Origin of the sequence: Saccharothrix obliqua, assembly GCF_019375475.1 — a bacterium.
Lineage (GTDB): Bacteria > Actinomycetota > Actinomycetes > Mycobacteriales > Pseudonocardiaceae > Actinosynnema > Actinosynnema obliqua.
This window is the reverse complement of sequence record NZ_JAHXGQ010000003.1, coordinates 396,721-413,111: the sequence shown is the minus strand read 5'-3', so window position 1 is coordinate 413,111 and position 16,391 is coordinate 396,721. Positions and strand designations below refer to the sequence as shown.

Genomic DNA, 16,391 nt, shown 5'->3' with positions numbered 1-16,391 from the left:
GTGGTTCCGCGGCGACGGATCGGGACCTCCACCTTCACGACCGGCTGGCCCGGGTGTTCGTCGCCCAGTCCGTGAAGGTCGTCGTCGGTAGACCCAGGTTTTCGGCGAACCGCGGACGTGCCGGCGCGGGATGGGCACTCATGTGCCGCTGTGCTTGGAACAGCGCGGAGGGCAGGCCCTCCGCGTGTTGAGGTGGTTCGACGACGGCCCCGAGAATCCGCGCGGCTTCGCGGAAGGTCAATACGTCTCCGGCCAGTTCCAGTTCGACGCCGTGGAAGCGCCCCGGTTCCGCGAACGCCGTCGCGGCGGCCACCCCGATGTCGTCCACCGCGACGAAGGGGTGTGCGACGTCGAGGTCGACGGCGACGGCGAGTCGGTTCGAGGTCAGGTCGGCGAAGTAGGGCGAGGGGCGGACGAAGTTCTCCATGAACGTGGCCGGCCTGAGGATCGTCCACTGTGGAAAGCCGGCGGTGCGCACCAGGTCCTCGACCGCGGCCTTGCTGTGGTAGTAGTGCCGCACGAAGGAGCCCCAGCGCTGCTCGTCGAAGTGCACGACGTCGATCGTGCCTGCACCCGAGACCGAGGTGTGCACCACGTGCTTCACCCCGGCCTGCTGGGCGGCTTTGATCAGGTTGTGGCCGTGGCGGACTTCGGAGCCGCCCAGCAGGTCGGTGAAGTCGGGCGTCTGCACCGAGAACACCGCGAAGGCGTTGTCCAGGGCCGCTTCCAACGACGGGACGTCGTCCAGGTCGCCTTGCACGAGAACGGCTCCTCGTTCACGCAGGGCGGCGGCGCGTTCGACGTCCCGCACCAGGGCGTGAACCGGGATGTGAGCGGCGAGCAGCGCGCGGACGACGGCGCCTCCCTGCTTGCCGGTCGCCCCGGTGACCAGCACGAACGGCGGTGATGTGGGCACAGCGGTCCTCCGGGCGTTAAGTGGGGTGGAACCCCGTTTCTCTTGGCCTAAGATATGGGGTGCCACCCCGTTTGTCTAGCGAGAGGTCGTCCCATGGCACGCAGCGGACCCAGGGCGGACTGGCAGCGCAACCACGAGCGGCTGCTGGCGGCGGCCCGGCCCCTTGTCGCCCGGGACGGTGCCCGGGTTTCGCTGGAGGAGGTCGCGCGCGAGGCCGGCGTGGGTTCGGCCACCCTGCACCGGCACTTCTCGTCCCGGCACGCGTTGCTCGACGAGGTCTTCCGCGAGGCGGTCGAGCACTTGCGCCGGCGGGGTGACGAGTTGGCCGGCGGTGACCCCGGTACGGGATTCTTCACCTGGCTGGAAGAACTGACGGTGAGCGCGGTGGAGACCCGTGGCCTGACCGCGGCCTTGAAAGCCGGGGGGCCGTCATCGGCCGACGGCTGCCACGCCGTGATGCGGGGGGTGACTGTGCGCCTGCTGGAGCGGGCGCTCGCGGTGGGCGCTGTGCGAGCGGGTACCTCGCCGGACGACCTGCTCGCCCTCGTGACGGCCATTTCCGTGGCCACCGAAGGAGATTCGGCAACGGCACTCCGCCTGCTCCGCCTCGCCCTCGACGGCGTGCTGCCCTGAGCGGTCACCGGCCGCGCGAGCGCGGTGCGGGGAGATCCCGCGGTAAGAGCGGACGGTCAGCGGGGGTCTCGCCAGGCGCCGTACATGGTCAACCCGCCCGGTGCCCGGTCGGTCCAGATCACGCGGAAGCCGTAGGTTTTCAGCCAGGGCACGACGATGTCGTGGGCGGTCCAGCAGTAGGCCGGCATGTGGTCGGTGTCGCACCACGCCAGGCCCGGTGCGACGACGGTCGTCCCCAGCCCTTGCTTGCGGCGGCTCGGGTCGGTGGCCGCCAACTGGAACGTGTGGTGCGGCTCGGGTGGTTCGTGAGCGTCGGCGACGGCCACGGCTTCGGCGAAACGCCGGGCGGAGTGCGTGCCGAGCAGGTCGGCCAAGTCGTCGTCGGACGATCCTTCGGTGTGGTCCGCGTGGGTCCAGACGGTGATGGCGTCGCGTTCCGCGGTGGTCCAGACCCGTACCAGTTCGGGGTCGGCACGCACCCAGCCGGTGAGCAGGGCGGTGAAGTGGGCGGGCAGCGCCGTCCGACGCCGTTCGGGGTCGGGTTGGTAGTGCGCGGACAGCGGGTTGTCGTGCAGTGCCGCGCCCAACAGCGCGCTGAGACCGGGGATGTCGGCCGGGCCGGTCCTGATGGCGGTGGTCACGGCGGTTCAGCTCGGCACGGCCGCGGTCAGCACGGCGTCGTGCAGCGGGTGGGCCAGGCTGCGCCACACCAGGTCGGTGTAGCGGCTGAACGAGAAGCGGTCGACGGTCCGCGAGCCCGTCTCGAACCGCCCGACCAGGAGGTCGTCCTCGGGTCCGGGCGGCAGTTCGCCGGTCGCGCGCAACAGCCGCGCGGTGGCCGCGGACAGCGAGAACTCGGCGGACTGCGGGGTGCCCCACAGGTGCGCGCGGAACACGCTCGCGGCGGCCAGGTCGAGGGCGAGCCCCTCGGAGACGTCGCAGCGCCGGTCCGGCCGCACGGTCGAGAGCAGGTGGTCGACCGCACCGTGGAGGAACCGCTCCAGCGCACCGGGTGTGCGCACCAGGTGGTGGACGATGGCTTGCAGGTGCACCTCGGTGGGGTAGTGCGAATCGTCGGCCAGGAACTCCTCGCCCAACTCGTCGGCGAGGAGCCCCCGGTCGGCGTGCTCCGGGTCGCGCCACGCCTCGCGGTACCCGCGCGCGATCGCGGCCACCACCGGGTCGGGGCAGTCGACCAGGTGGCGGACCAGTCGTTCGCACAGGTCGACGACCCGCACGCCGGTGCCGGCGCTCAGCAGGCGCAACGTGGCGCGCAGCAACGTCTTCTGGCACAGGAACAACGACAGCCGCAGTTCGAGGCCGCGCAACCAGTCCTCTTCGGTCATGGTGGAGTGCGCCACGACCAGCTCGCCGAGCAGTTCGGGGTTGCTGATGTCGGCCGGGATGCGGCGCGTGGTGAGGGCGTGCCCGGCCCGGAACCGGTCGGTGTCGTACTCGGTGTTGTTCAGCAACTGCAACGGGTAGACCACGACGTTGCCGCCGACCGCCAGCACCTCCTCGACGCCGTTCTTGAACGAGTCGTACGTCTCGCCGGGCAGGCCCCAGATCAGCTCGGTGTAGGTGGTGATGCCCAGGCCGCGGAACCGCGCGTGCAGTTCGCGGAACCGGTCCGGCCGCAGGTTCGAGCGGTTGGCCGTGGCCAGTGCCGACCGCTCGAAAGACTGGGCCGAGAGCGTCACGGCCTTGAGCAGGCCCGCCTCGTGCAACACGGTCGCGGTCTCGATCACGCGGTCGTTGGTGTTCTTGGCCCACGCGGCGATGAACCCCAACCGCCGGTCGTGGCGCCGGCACAGCGCCACGAGCGCGCGGGCGATGTCGGGATCACGCGGCAGCAGCCCGAAGTTGGCGTCGGCGAGGAACAGCAGCGCGCCGTCGCGCACGCACCGCACGACCCGGTCCAGCTCGGCCACGACGCGGTCGAACGGGAACTGCCGGACCTTGGAGTTGACCGCGCCGCCCCAGTAGCAGAACGCGCAACTGTAGGGACAACCCCGGTTCGTCTCGTAGATCACCATGCTGGTGTCGGCCAGCTCGGCGTCGGTGAACGCGTCACCCAGCAGCGGTGACGGCACGGTCGCCAGGTCCGCGATCCGCTGGGCGGGCTCGGTGGTCACCACCACGCCGTCACGTCGGAACGACACCCCGGCCACGCCCGACAGGTCGCTTCCGCCGCGCAGGTACGTCACGAGCACGTCGCGGAACTTCAGTTCGCCCTCGCCGTGCACCAGCACGTCGACCCACGGCGCCTCGGCGAACACGACGTCCTGCTGGTGCGACACGTCGTTGCCGCCCAACACGATCCGGCACTCCGGCCAACGCCGCTTGACCAGCCTGGCCAGTTCCAGCGACGAGGAGCGGTTCCAGTTGTAGACCGAGAACGCGGCCACGAGCGGGTCGTGCATCGCGGCCAGGACGTCCGCGCACACCCGTTCGAACAGGGTTCCGCGAGCCACCCGGACGTGCTTGTGGAAGGTGCAGGCGGCGGCGACGTCCGGATCGGACCGCGCGGCGGCCTGGAGGTAGCCCAGGCTCGGGCTGTAGGTCATGCCGGCGACCGAGGTGAGGTCGACGAGGTGGACTTGCCTGGCCATCGGTGCTCCGTGAGTTGTCGTGCGGCCGTCAGTCGAGCGCGCCCAGCACCTCGGCGAGGATCCGGTGGATACCGGCGAACTCGGCGGGTCCGGCGATGAGCGGTGGCGCGATGTGCACGTAGGGCTGCCCGTGATCGCCCGCGCGGCAGTGCAGCCCGGCGTCGAACAACGCGTCGGCCAGCCACCCGGTGCCCAGTCGTGCGCACTCCTGAGCGGTGAGGGGCCGTCCGGGGCCGCGCTGGAGTTCCAGGGCGTACAGGTAGCCCGCTCCGTGCACAGCACGCACGACCGGCAGGGACGTCAGCTCCTCCAGGGTGGCCCGCAGCTCGTCCTCGGTCGCCAGCACGTGTTCGTGCAGGGCCTCCACCACCGCCAGGTTCTCCAGCGCCACGGCGGCGGCGAGGGGGTGCCCGCTGTAGGTGCAGCCGTGCAGCAGGGGCATCTCCGCCAGCATGGCGGCGGCGATCGGCTCGCTCACCAGCGTCGCGCCCAGCGGGGCGTAGCCGCTGGTCAACCCCTTGGCCAAGCAGGTGATGTCGGGTTCGAGGCCGAATCGCGCGCCGCCGAGCAACGCGCCGAGGCGACCCGCGCCGCAGATCACCTCGTCGGCGATCAGCAGCACGCCGTGCCGGTCGCAGACGCGCCGCAGTTCCGCGAAGTTGCCCGGCGCCGGCGGCCGGCACCCCGAGGGGCGGGACAGCGGCTCGACGATGACCGCCGCCACCGTGTCGGGTCCATCCGCCTCGATCGCGGCGTCGACCTCCTCGGCGGCCATGCCGACCGGCACCGCCGACCCGCCGGGCGGCAGCGGGCCGAACACCTCACCCAGGCCGGGCAGGCCACCCGCGGCCAACGCGCCCAGCGTGCCGCCGTGGTACGCCCAGTCGGCGCGGATCACCTTGTGGCGCGCCGGTTGTCCGATCGCCTTGAAATACTGCTTGGCGAACTTCCACGCGCTTTCAACCGCTTCCGCGCCCCCGGAGCTGAGGAAGACCCGGCCCCCGTCGGCGGTGAGCCGTTCGGCCAGTTCCGCGGCGACCGGGTGCGCGCGTTCCATCACCGGGAAGTAGCCGAGGTCGGCGGTGCGCCGCACGGCGCGCTCGACGAGGTCCACCCGTCCGTGCCCGACCTGCACCAGGAACGCGCCGGACACCGCGTCGAGGTAACGGCGGCCGTGCCCGTCCCACACGTGGCAGCCCTCGCCGCGGGTGATCAGCGGCACGGCCCGCGTCGTGTGCCTGCTGTAGCCGCGCAGCAGGCGGTCCCGCGCCACGATGCCGAGGCGGTCGGCGTCGACGGCGACGGCGGTCAACGGACCACCGACCAGGTGACGGGCAGCCGGACCACCCGGCGGATGAGCATGTCGGCACGCCACCGCACGTCCTCCACCGGGACGGCGAGCCGGGCGCCCGGCAGCCGGTGCTGCACGCGGCCGATGGCGACGGCGAGCAGTTCGCGCACCAGCTTCGAGCCGAGGCAGTGGTGCCTGCCGTGGCCGAACGCCAGGTGCGGGTTCGGGCTGCGGTGGAAGTCCAGGCGGTCGGGGTCGGCGAACACCGACTCGTCCCGGTTGCCGGACGGCAGCGCGGGCAGCACGGCCTCACCCGCGCGCACCAGCGAACCGCCCACCCGCACGTCCTCCAACGCGTACCGGGCGAACGTCGCGTGCGACGGGAACGGCACGAACCGCAGCAGCTCCTCCACCGCGCCGGGCAGCAGTCCGGGGTCGCGCAGCAGGGCCTGCCAGTGCTCCGGCGAGGTCAGCAGCACGTACAACGCGTTCGTCAACTGGGTGGCGACGTTGTCCCCGGCCAGGAACAGGTCCTCGACCACCTCGACCAGCTCGCGCTCGGTGAGCGAGCGGGACCCGGCCAGCACGCTGACCAGGTCGTCACGCGGTCGGGCCCGGCGGTCGGCGAGCAGGTCGCGGGTGTAGCGGGAGATCCGCGCCACCCGCTCCTCCACCTCCGCCGCCGGCAGCTCGGTACTGGCGAAGGACTCGAACCACTCCCGGAAGACCTCCTGGTCCCCGAGCGGCACGCCCATCAGGTCGCAGGCGGCGGAGACGCTGAGCGGGGTGGTGAAGCCCTCGGCCAGGTCGAACGGCGGGCCCGCGTCGACGCCCCCGGCCAGCAGCGCGTCGGCCGTGCGCTCCAGCGAGGGGCGCATCGCCGCCACGCGGGGGCCGGTGAACCGCAACGCGCTCGCGAGCAGACCTCGCATCCTGGTGTGGTCCGGCGGGTCCGCGCCCAGCAGGCTGGCCTGGAGCGGCAGCGGGGTCAGCCGGGCTTCGTCGTGCCGGGCGGCGGCGGCCCGGCTGAACCGGGGGTCGCCCAGCACCAGGCGGATGTCGGCGTGCGTGGTGGCCAGCCACGCCTGGTCCCCGAACGGGGCGGCCACGCGGGTCAGCCCGCCGCGTTCCCGGCACTGCCGGTAGCCGTCGTCGACCTCCAAACGCACCGGGTCGGCGAACGGGTACCGCACGGCTCTCGGACCGGGCTCCATCGCGGGCCTCCCTCCACGTCCACGCCCCAGTGCAGCGTGATACCGCGCGTCCGGCAGCGCTTCCCCGGCAAAGTCACCCGGTCCGGTAGCACGGGTTGTCACGGGGCGAAAGGGGTTGCTAGGAAGGGCAAAGCGACGGTCCTCTGCGGACAATCGTCGGCATCCCGCCCAGCGCCTGGAGGTCGGGTGACGGAATCCTCAACCCTCGCAACGGCTTACGACCGCGTCGGCGACCTCGTGGGTGAGCACTGGGGCGACGACCTGCACTACGGCTACTGGGACGAGCCGGACGACGACTTCCGCGCCGCCACCGCGCGCCTGACGCGCGAGGTGGTCGCCCGGTTGGGCACGGGTCCGGGGCAGCGGGTGCTCGACGTCGGCTGCGGGTGCGGGGGTCCGGCGGTGGAGATCGCCGCCACGACGGGCGCCGAGGTGGTCGGGGTCGACGTGAACCCCGGCGCGCTGGAGGTGGCGCGACACCGGGCGCGCGACGCGGGCGTCGAACACCTCGTCGAGTTCGTCCTGGACGACGTGCTGCGAGCGTCGTGGCCGGAGCCGTTCGACGCGGTGGTCGCCGTCGAGTCGACGCCGCACTTCGACCTGGACGCGCTGTACCCCGTGCTGTGGCGGCTGTCGCGGCCGGGTGGGCGGCTGGTCGTGGAGACGCCGTGCACGCGCCGCCCCCTGGACGCCGCCGCGCGCCGGCGCGCCGCCGGGTTCCTCGACCTCTTGCGGGCCGCGCGGATCCACCGCGTGGACGAGCACCTGACCGCCCTGCGCGACGCGGGTTTCGAGCCGGCGGAGGTGGAGGACATCACGTCGAACGTGCGCCCGTCGTTCAGCCGCCTCGCCCGCGTGCTGGCGGCCCGTCGCGACGACCTGACCCGTCGGGTCGGCCGGGTCGAGGCGGACCGCGTGATCGCGTTGTTCACCGACTGGGCGTCGGTCACCGAAGTGGGCGGCGCGGTGCTGACCGCGCATCGCCGATGAGCACGCCCGCACGAGGGAAGGGTGGACCATGGCGCAGGTCGCGGTGATCGGGTCGGGCGTGATGGGGTCGGCGGTGACGCGGGCGTGCGCCGACGCCGGGCTGTCGGTGGCGGTGTGGAACCGCACGCCGGCCCGAGTGCCCCGGCACGCCGGCGTCACGCGGCACGACGAGGTCGCCGACGCGGTGCGGGCCGCCCCGATCGTGGTGTCGGCGCTGCTCAACTACGACGTGGCGCACGAGGTGCTGGGACCGGTGCTGGGCGAGCTGGCCGGGCGCACGCTGGTGCAGACCTCCAGCGGGGCGCCGGCCGAGGTCGGCCCGCTCGCCGACGCCGTGCACGGGGCGGGAGGGTCCTACCTGGAAGCCGCGATCCTCAACTACCCGCAGGCGATCGGCACGGCCGGCGCGTTCACCGTGTACGCCGGTCCGGTCGCCACCTACGAGTCGGTCTCGCCGCTCACCGACGCCGTGAGCGGCACGCGCATCCACCTCGGGCCGGAGCTGACCACCGCGAAGGCGTACCTGCTCGTGGCGGCGGCCTACTACTACGCCTGCGTCAACGGCTTCCTGGAGTGCGCGGCGATGGCGCTGGACCAGGGCGTCCCGCTGCCCGCGTTCGCCCGGTCCGTGCCGATGTACCAGGCCGGCCTCCAGTCCACGGTGGACACCGGCGTGGAACTGATCGCGCGTGGCGACTACACCTTCGAGCAGGCGCCGTTGACCACCCACCTGGACATCCTGCGCTACCTGCCCGGTTTTGCCGCGCAGGCCGGTGTCACCGACTCGTTCCTGCCCGCCGTGCGGGACCGGGTGCAACGCGCGGTGGACCTCGGCGGCAGCCGCGAGCACATCGCCGTGGTCGTGGAGCAGTTCCGCGCCGGGCGGGCCGCCGGGTGAGCGGCCTGCACGAACTCGTCGCCGAGCACGCGCGCCGCGAGCCCGACCGGGTCGCGGTGTGGCGGGCCGCGGGCGTGGTGACCTTCGGCGAACTCGACCGCCGCGCCGAGGAGGTGGCCGACCGGCTCGCCGCCGCGGGCGCCGGGGGCGCGGTGGTCGGCCTCGCGCTGGCCGACCCGCTGCGACACCTGGTCGCCGTGCTCGGGGTGTGGAAGGCGGGCGCGGCGTACGTCCCGCTGCCCGTCGACGACCCGCTCCCGCGCACCCTGGCCGCGTTGGCCGAGACCGGCGCGCGGGTCGTGCTCGCCGACGTCGACACCGTGCCCGCACCGGCACTGCGGCTGGACCGCGCCGCCGCTCCCCCGCCACGCCGCCACCCGGTGGCGGTGGGCGATCGGGACCTCGCCTACGTGCTGTACACCTCCGGTTCGACCGGCACCCCCAAGGGCGTGGCGATCGAGCACGGCGGGGTGGTGAACCTGGCACGTGGTCTGGCGGACCTGTTCGGCGACCTGACCGCGGCGCGGGTGTTCCAGTTCGCTCGACCGTCGTTCGACGCGTGGGTGTGGGAGCTGGCGATGAGCCTGCCCGCGGGCGGGCTGCTCTGCCTGCCCGACCCCGACGGGCCGCTGACCGGCGCCGAACTCACCCGGTGGCTGCGTGCCGGCCGGGCCACCCACCTCTCCGCCGCGCCCTCCCTGCTGAGCACGCTGTCGCCCGAGGAGCTGCCGGACCTGCGCTGCGTGGTGGCCGGCGGTGAGGTGCTGCCCGAGTCGCTGGTGCGCCGCTGGCGCGGCCGGGTCGACTTCATCAACGCCTACGGCCCGACCGAGGCCACCGTGTGCGTCACCGCGGGTCGCTGCACCGGCGTCGGCAGACCGTCGATCGGCGTGCCGCTGCCCGGTGTCGCGGTGCACCTGCTCGACGCCGCCGGGCACCCGGTGCCGCCGGGCGAGGTCGGTGAGCTGCACGTCGGCGGCCCCGGTGTCGGGCGGGGCTACCTCGCCCGCCCCGAGCTGACCCGGCGGCACTTCCGGCCGGACCCGTTCGCCGCCGACCCCGGCGCGCGGCTGTACCGGACCGGTGACCTGGCCCGGCTGACCGCCGGCGGCACGTACGAGTTCGCGGGCCGGGTGGACCGGCAGCTCAAGGTGCGCGGGTTCCGCGTCGAGCCCGCGGAGGTCGAAGAGGCGCTGCGGGCGCACCCCGGCGTGGCCGACGCCGCCGTGTCCGCGGCGGACCAGCGGCTCGTCGCCCACGTCCGGCCCACCGGCGCGCCGGTGCCCGCGGGCCCGCTGCGCTCGTTCCTGCGGTCGAGGCTGCCCGAGCACCTGGTCCCGTCGGTGTTCACCACCGTCGACGCCCTGCCGCTGACCCCGAACGGCAAGCTCGACCGCGACGCGCTCCCGGCCGCGCGCCCCCGCCCGGACCTCGGGCACGGGTACGCACCACCCCGCGGCGACACCGAACGGGCGGTGGCCCGGATGTGGGCGGACGTGCTCGGCGTGGCCGAGGTCGGGGCGGACGACGACTTCTTCGCGCTCGGCGGCACCTCGCTCGACCTGGCCCGGCTGCGCACCGAGGTGGAGGGCCGCTGGTCGCTCCGGCTGCCCGTGGCCGACCTGCTCGCCGCGCACACCGTGCGCCTGCTCGCCGCCCGGATCGACGGGCGCGTCCCGTCCGAGACCTCCGGCGACGGGTACGCCCCGTCCGGCACGCGAGCCGAACGCAGGCGGTCGCACCTGGAAGCCCTGGCGCGGGAGGTGCGCGGGTGAACCTCGACGTGGCGATCGTCGGTCTGAGCTGCCGGTTCCCCTGCGCCGACGACCCGGCCGGCTACTGGCGGCTGATCAGCGAGGGCGGGGAGGGCATCACCCGGCTCGACGCGGAGGACCTGCGGGCCGCGGGCGTGGACGCGGCCCGTGCCGCCGACCCGGACCTGGTGCCCGCCGCCGGCATCCTGGCCGGCGCGGACGCGTTCGACGCGGCGTTCTTCGGCTACCCGGTGGCCGACGCCGCCCGGATCGACCCGCAGCAGCGGATGTTCCTGCAAGCGTGCTGGCACGCGCTGGAGGACAGCGGGCATCGTCCGGGAGGGCGGGTCGGGGTCTACGCCGGGCAGACGCTGGGCACCCACCGCGTACTGGACCCGGTGACGTTCCTGGGCACGTCGGCCGACCTGCTCGCGGCGACCGACGACAAGGACTTCCTGCCCAGCCGGGTCTGCTACAAGCTGGGGCTGACCGGGCCGGGGGTCGCGGTGCAGTCCGCGTGCTCGACGTCGCTCGTCGCCGTGCACCTGGCGTGCCAGGCGCTGCTCACCTACGACTGCGACACGGCGCTGGCCGGTGGCGTGTCGTGGACCCCGTTGCGCCGCTACGGCTACCTCCGCCAGGACGGCGGAGTCTGGTCCACCGACGGCCACATGCGGCCCTTCGACGCCGCCGCGAGCGGCTTCGTGCCCGCCGACGGGCTCGGCGTCGTGGTGCTGCGCCGCCTCGCCGACGCGCTCGCCGACGGCGACCGGGTGTACGCGGTGATCAAGGGCAGCGCGATCGACAACGACGGCCACGCCAAGCAGAGCTGGGTCGCGCCGAGCGCGGACGGGCAGCGCCGGGTGATCTTGGACGCGCTGGAGGCCGCGGGGGTGCACCCGGACACCATCGGCTACGTCGAGGCGCACGGCACCGCGACGCCGCTGGGCGACGCGGTGGAGGTGGCGGCGCTGACCGCCGCGCACCGCGACGCGGGCGGCACCGGCTCGGCGCGGTGCGCGCTCGGTTCGGTCAAGGCCAACATCGGGCACACCGACGCAGCCGCCGGGGTCGCCGGGTTGATCAAGGTCGCGCTCGCGCTGCACCACGGGGTCAAACCGCCGCTGGTCCACTTCCGCACGCCCAACCCGGAGATCGACTTCGCCGCTTTCGACCCGGCCGCGCACGGGGCGTGGCCCGGACTGCGCCGGGCCGCGGTGAGCGCCTTCGGCATCGGCGGCACCAACGCGCACCTCGTGCTGGAGCAGGCGCCGGCACGCGAGCCGGGTGATCCGGCGCGGCCGTGGACGCCGATCGTGCTGTCCGCCCGCGACCCGCGGGCACTGCGCGACCTGGCGGGCCGGTGCGCGACCGACCTGGCGCGGGGTGGAACAGCAGCCGGCGACGTGGCCCTGGCCGACGTGGCGCACACCCTGGCCACCGGTCGCACGGCGTTCGACCACCGCGTCGGCGGCGCGTTCGCGGACGCGGCCTCGGCCTCCGCCGGGCTCGCCGCGTTCGCCGCGGGCGGCCCCGGTCCCACGACGGGGGACGCCGGGCGGGCGCCGTCCCGGCTCGCGTTCCTGTTCCCCGGCGGCGGGGCTTCACCCACCGGGGCGATGCGGGCTCTCCGCGACACCGAACCGGTGTTCCGCGCGGCCGTGGCCGAGTGCCTGGAGGTGGCCGCGCCGACCGCGGCCGATCGCATCCGGGCGCTGCTCGCCGGCGAGGCCGACGAGGGCGACCCGCGGCACGCGCTGCCCGCGTTGTTCGTCGCGGAGGTCGCGTTCACCCGGCTGCTCGGCGCGCTGGGCGTGCGGCCGGACGTCCTGCTCGGGCACAGCCTGGGCGAGTACGCCGCCGCGCACGTGGCCGGCGTGTTCACGCTGCCCGACGCGCTCGCCGTGGTGGTCGAACGCGCCGACATCCTGGCCGGCGCGGCACGCGGCGCGATGCTCGGCGTCGCCGCACCGCCCGACACCGTGCGGCCACTGCTGGGGCGGGGCGTGTCGCTGGCCGCGGTCAACGGCCGGGACCAGTGCGTGCTCGCCGGAGCGGCCGGCCGCGTGCGCGAGGTCGCCGCCGACCTGCGCCGGCGTGGTGTCGACGTGCGCCCGCTGCCGTTGCGCACGGCCGCGCACTCGGCGTTGATCGACCCCGAACTGCCCCGGTTCCGCCGGTTCCTGGAGGGCGTCCCGCTGCGCCGTCCGACGTTGCCGCTGGTGTCGTCGCTGCTCGGCCGCGAGGTCGCCGACGAGGTGACCGATCCCCGGTACTGGGTGGCGCACCTGCGCGGCACCGTGCGGTTCGCCGACGCGCTCGACGTGCTGCCGGACACGGCGTTCGTCGAGGCGGGGCCCGGCACCGCGCTGACCGGCCTGGCCCGTGCGCACGTCCCCGGCGTGGTCGCCGTCGCCGCCGGCAAGCACACCCGCGACACCCGCCCCGACCAGGCGGCCGTGCTGGACGCCGCGGTCGCGCTGTGGACAGCGGGGGTCGACGTCGATCCACACGCCTGGCACGCGGGGCAACGGCGGCTCAAAGCGCCGATCGCCCCCTACCCGTTCGCGGCCACCCCGCTCCCGTCGCCCAAGCCGGTCGTGACCAGGCCACGCGGTGTCCTGCACGGCGTGACCTGGCGGCGCACCGTGGACCTCGCCCCACCACCGCCGCCCGAGCGGGACTGGCTGATCCGGTCCGACGGCTCCGCCCTCGCCGACCGGGTGGCCGCGCTCGTGCCACCGGCCGTGCGCGGGAAACCGTTGCGGGTGATCGACTTCCAGGCCGGCGCGGGTGGACCTCTCGCGCTCGCCGAGTGGGCACGACTGGACGTCACCGTGCCGGTCGAGGTGCTGGTGGTGACGCGTGACGCGCTGGCCGTGACCGGCGACGAGCGGCTGGACCCGGCGCAGGCGCTGGCGATCGGGGCCGCCCCGGTGCTGGCCGTCGAGCACCCCGGCACGCGGGTGCTCGTCGCCGACGTCGGGACCACCGCGGGGCGGACCGCCGACGGCGTGGCGGAACTGCTGGCGGCCGAGTTCGACCGGGCGGGCGCGACACCGGTCGCCTACCGCGGCGGCTACCGGTGGACCAGGTCGTTCGAACCGGTCACCGGCGGCGCCGGGGTCCTGCGCGACCAGGGCGTCTACCTGATCACAGGCGGCTTCGGGGGCGCCGGCGTGGCGGTCGCCGAACACCTCGCCAAGACCCGCCGCGCCCGGCTGGCGCTGCTCGGCCGCCGCCCGGCCGATCCCGACCTGGTGGCGCGGCTGCGCGGGCTGGGCGCGCAGGTGGCGGCGCACCGCGGTGACGTCGCGGACGCCGCAGAGGTCCGGCGGCTGCTGGACCGGGTGCGGGACCGGTTCGGCCGGCTCGACGGCGTCGTGCACGCCGCGGGCGTGCCCGGCGGTGGCGTCCTGCACGCCCTGGACACGTCCACCGTCGCCGACGCGTTGCACGCCAAGGTGAACGGCGCACGGGTGCTCGTGGACGCCCTGCGCCCGGACCCGCCGGACTTCCTGCTGCTGTTCTCCTCCGTCGCCGCTCTGCGCGGTGCGCCCGGACTGGCCTGCTACGCCGCCGCCAACGCGTTCCTGGACTCGTTCGCCGTCCACGCGTCCCGCGAACTCGGTGTGCCCGCGCTCTCGCTGGACTGGGACCGCTGGCGCGCCACCGGCATGGCGGTCGACGTCGAGCGGCGCCACCGCGACCTCACCGGCGCGGAGGCCCCCGGCGGGCTGGACCCGGCCGACGCCGTCGCCGCCTTCGACGCCGCGCTCGGCCTCGTGCACCTCGGCCAGGTCGTCGTCACACCGGACGACCCGAACACGCCGCCGCCCGCCGCGCCACCACGCCCACCGACCCGTGGCGACGGCGGCCCACAGACCGCCACGACCGTCGAACGCGCCCTGCTGCGCGCGTGGGAGGCCACGCTCGGCATCGACGGCATCGGCTTGCACGACAACTTCTTCGACCTCGGGGGCGACTCGCTGGTGGCCATCCGGACGGCCCGCGGCTGTGCCGACGCCCTCGGCGCGCCGGTGAGCCCGCGGACGCTGCTCGGCGCGCCGACGATCGCCCGGCTCGCCCGAGCGCTGGAGGCACGCGATGGGTGACGCGTTGCGGTGCTACCGACCGGTGCGTGCCCCGTCGGCACGGCTGATCTGCTTCCCCCACGGCGGCTCGGGCCCGGCGTTCTACCGCACCTGGGCCGACCTCGTGCCCCCCGACGTCGAGATCTCCGTCGCCGCCTACCCCGGCCGCCAGGAACGCCTCGCCGAGCCGCCCGCCACCACGGTGGACCGGTTGGTCGAGCCGGTGGTGGCGGAACTCCGCGACGTCGGGCCGGTGGCGCTGTTCGGGCACAGCATGGGCGCGGTCGTCGCCTACGAGGTCGCGCACCGACTCGTGGAAACGGGCCGAACACCGGTCGCGCTGTTCGTGTCCGCGCACCGTCCGCCCCACCGGCTCGGCGAGCGGACCGAGCGCCCCGACGCCGAGCTGGCGGCCCTGCTGCGCCACCTCGGTGGTGTCGACCCCGTGTTGCTGGACGACCCGGAGCTGGTCGACCTCGTGCTGGACCCGTTGCGCACCGACCACCGCCTGATGACGCGTTACCAGCCGACGCGGCGGGGGCCGCTGCCCGTGCCCGTCGTCGGTTACGCGGGAGCCGACGACCCGCTGGTGGACCCGGCCGACCTCGCCGGGTGGGCCGACCTGACCTCCGCGGGCGCGTGCGTGCGCGTGTGGCCGGGCGACCACTTCTACCTCGTTCCCCAGGCGGCACGACTGCTGGCCGACATGACCGCGCGGCTGCGCGCCGACGAGGAGGTGATCGCGTGACGACGACCGCCGAACCGATGCTGCCGCTGCGCCGTGGGCGCACGTGCCCGTTCTCCCCCGCCGAGGAGTTCGCCCGCCTGCGCGCCGAGGAACCCGTGTTCCGGACCACCCTGCCGACCGGCGACGAGGCGTGGGTGGTGACCAGGCACGCCGACATCCTCCGCGTGCTGGGCGACCCGGCCGGCTTCAGCAACGCCGTCGCGGGTGCGGGCCCGATCCCGCCGCCGCGGGACGCCGAGGGACGCGTACCCGCCGCACAGCCCGGTTTCTTCGTCGCCTACGACCCACCTGACCACGGTCGCTACCGGCGTGCGATAGCACGTGAACTGGGGGTGCGCCGGGTGAACCGGCTCGCGGACCGCGTCGAGCGGATCTGCGCCGAGCACCTCGACGCGTTCGCCGCGCGGGGACCGGGTGCGGACTTCATGGCCTCGGTCGCCCACCCGGTGACCTCGTCGGTGATCTGCGAGCTGCTCGGCGTCCCGCGTGGTGGCCGGCCCGCGTTCCGCCGGCGGGCCGAGCGCCTGTTCGACCTCACCACCACCCCCGAGCAGCAGGCCGCGAACTTCACCGAGATGGGCCAGTACATGGCCGAGCTGGTCCGCGGCCACCGGAACGCCCCCGGTCCGGGCCTCGTCGGCAGGCTCGTGCGCGACCACGGCGAGGACTTCACCGACGCCGAGCTGGCCGGCACGGCCAACCTGCTGCTGCTGGCGGGGCACGAGACCACCGCCAACATGCTGGGCCTCGGTCTGCTGTTGTTGCTGCGCCACCCCGAGCAGGCCGCGCTGGTGCGTGCGCGACCGGCACTGGCCAGGCGCGCCGTGGAGGAGCTGCTGCGCTACCTCACCGTCGTCCACTACGGCGTGGTGCTGAGCGCCGTGGTGGACACCGAGGTCGCGGGCGTGCCCATCCGCGCCGGCGAGTGGCTGATGTGTGCTTTCCCCTCCGGCAACCGCGATCCCGACTACCTGGCCGACGCGGACCGGTTCGACGTCACCCGTGAGCCGACCGCCCACCTCGCCTTCGGCCACGGCATCCACTACTGCGCCGGCGCGGCACTGGCACGGCTCCAGTTGCGCACCGTGCTCGGCCAGGTTCTGCGGCGGTTCCCGGAGCTGCGGCTCGGGGTCCCGTTCGAAGAGGTCCGGTTCCAGTCGCTGTCGGCGACCTACGGCCTGGCCGCACTGCCACTCCAGTGGTGATCGACGCGATCCGCGCCTCGATCCCGATCAGGAAGG

12 protein-coding genes are annotated in these 16,391 nt (G+C 74.4%); 7 read left to right on the top strand and 5 right to left on the bottom strand.

The features are described 5' to 3' along the window. Positions 1-34 precede the first annotated feature (34 nt). Positions 35-916 (bottom strand): NmrA/HSCARG family protein, encoded by an 882-nt coding sequence (locus KZQ38_RS11730; RefSeq protein ID WP_308258346.1) that lies wholly within the window; start codon positions 914-916, stop codon positions 35-37. Positions 917-1,009: 93 nt separating this feature from the next. Here KZQ38_RS11730 and KZQ38_RS11725 point away from each other — a divergent pair, with 93 nt between their 5' ends. Beyond that, positions 1,010-1,549: a TetR/AcrR family transcriptional regulator gene (locus KZQ38_RS11725; protein WP_219441103.1), complete on the top strand. Its 540-nt coding sequence runs from the start codon at positions 1,010-1,012 to the stop codon at positions 1,547-1,549. A 56-nt stretch (positions 1,550-1,605) separates the two neighbouring features. Here the strand turns inward: KZQ38_RS11725 and KZQ38_RS11720 are convergent, their stop codons facing one another. From KZQ38_RS11720 to KZQ38_RS11705, 4 genes are read right to left on the bottom strand one after another with little or no spacing between them, the layout of a single operon-like run. Further along, positions 1,606-2,190, bottom strand: a complete 585-nt coding sequence (locus tag KZQ38_RS11720) for a hypothetical protein (protein WP_219441101.1) — start codon at positions 2,188-2,190, stop codon at positions 1,606-1,608. Between the two features lie 6 nt (positions 2,191-2,196). After that, entirely contained in the window at positions 2,197-4,161 is a 1,965-nt protein-coding gene (locus KZQ38_RS11715; RefSeq protein ID WP_219441099.1) for a radical SAM protein, read from the bottom strand. A gap of 28 nt (positions 4,162-4,189) precedes the next feature. Then, complete coding sequence (locus tag KZQ38_RS11710; RefSeq protein ID WP_219441097.1) at positions 4,190-5,473, bottom strand: aminotransferase class III-fold pyridoxal phosphate-dependent enzyme; 1,284 nt, start codon at positions 5,471-5,473, stop codon at positions 4,190-4,192. Then, positions 5,470-6,666, bottom strand: coding sequence for a cytochrome P450 (locus tag KZQ38_RS11705; protein WP_219441094.1), 1,197 nt, complete (start codon positions 6,664-6,666; stop codon positions 5,470-5,472). Before KZQ38_RS11705 ends, KZQ38_RS11710 begins: the two co-directional genes overlap by 4 nt. Before the next feature lie 186 nt (positions 6,667-6,852). On the opposite strand from KZQ38_RS11705, the gene KZQ38_RS11700 reads away from it, so the two are divergent. Genes KZQ38_RS11700 through KZQ38_RS37015 form a run of 6 tightly spaced genes read left to right on the top strand, consistent with a single transcriptional unit; the run spans position 6,853 to position 16,355 of the window. After that, entirely contained in the window at positions 6,853-7,656 is an 804-nt protein-coding gene (locus KZQ38_RS11700) for an SAM-dependent methyltransferase (RefSeq protein ID WP_219441091.1), read from the top strand. Positions 7,657-7,684: 28 nt separating this feature from the next. Continuing rightward, complete coding sequence (locus KZQ38_RS11695; RefSeq protein WP_219441089.1) at positions 7,685-8,554, top strand: NAD(P)-dependent oxidoreductase; 870 nt, start codon at positions 7,685-7,687, stop codon at positions 8,552-8,554. Next, a complete protein-coding gene (locus tag KZQ38_RS11690; RefSeq protein WP_219441087.1) occupies positions 8,551-10,329 on the top strand; it encodes a non-ribosomal peptide synthetase in 1,779 nt (592 codons plus the stop codon). Before KZQ38_RS11695 ends, KZQ38_RS11690 begins: the two co-directional genes overlap by 4 nt. Then, a complete protein-coding gene (locus KZQ38_RS37020; RefSeq protein WP_219441085.1) occupies positions 10,326-14,423 on the top strand; it encodes a type I polyketide synthase in 4,098 nt (1,365 codons plus the stop codon). The genes KZQ38_RS11690 and KZQ38_RS37020 overlap by 4 nt, the downstream gene beginning before the upstream one ends. Continuing rightward, positions 14,416-15,150 (top strand): thioesterase II family protein, encoded by a 735-nt coding sequence (locus KZQ38_RS11680; RefSeq protein ID WP_219441083.1) that lies wholly within the window; start codon positions 14,416-14,418, stop codon positions 15,148-15,150. Before KZQ38_RS37020 ends, KZQ38_RS11680 begins: the two co-directional genes overlap by 8 nt. Then, positions 15,147-16,355, top strand: coding sequence for a cytochrome P450 (locus KZQ38_RS37015; RefSeq protein WP_219441081.1), 1,209 nt, complete (start codon positions 15,147-15,149; stop codon positions 16,353-16,355). The genes KZQ38_RS11680 and KZQ38_RS37015 overlap by 4 nt, the downstream gene beginning before the upstream one ends. Positions 16,356-16,391 lie beyond the last annotated feature (36 nt).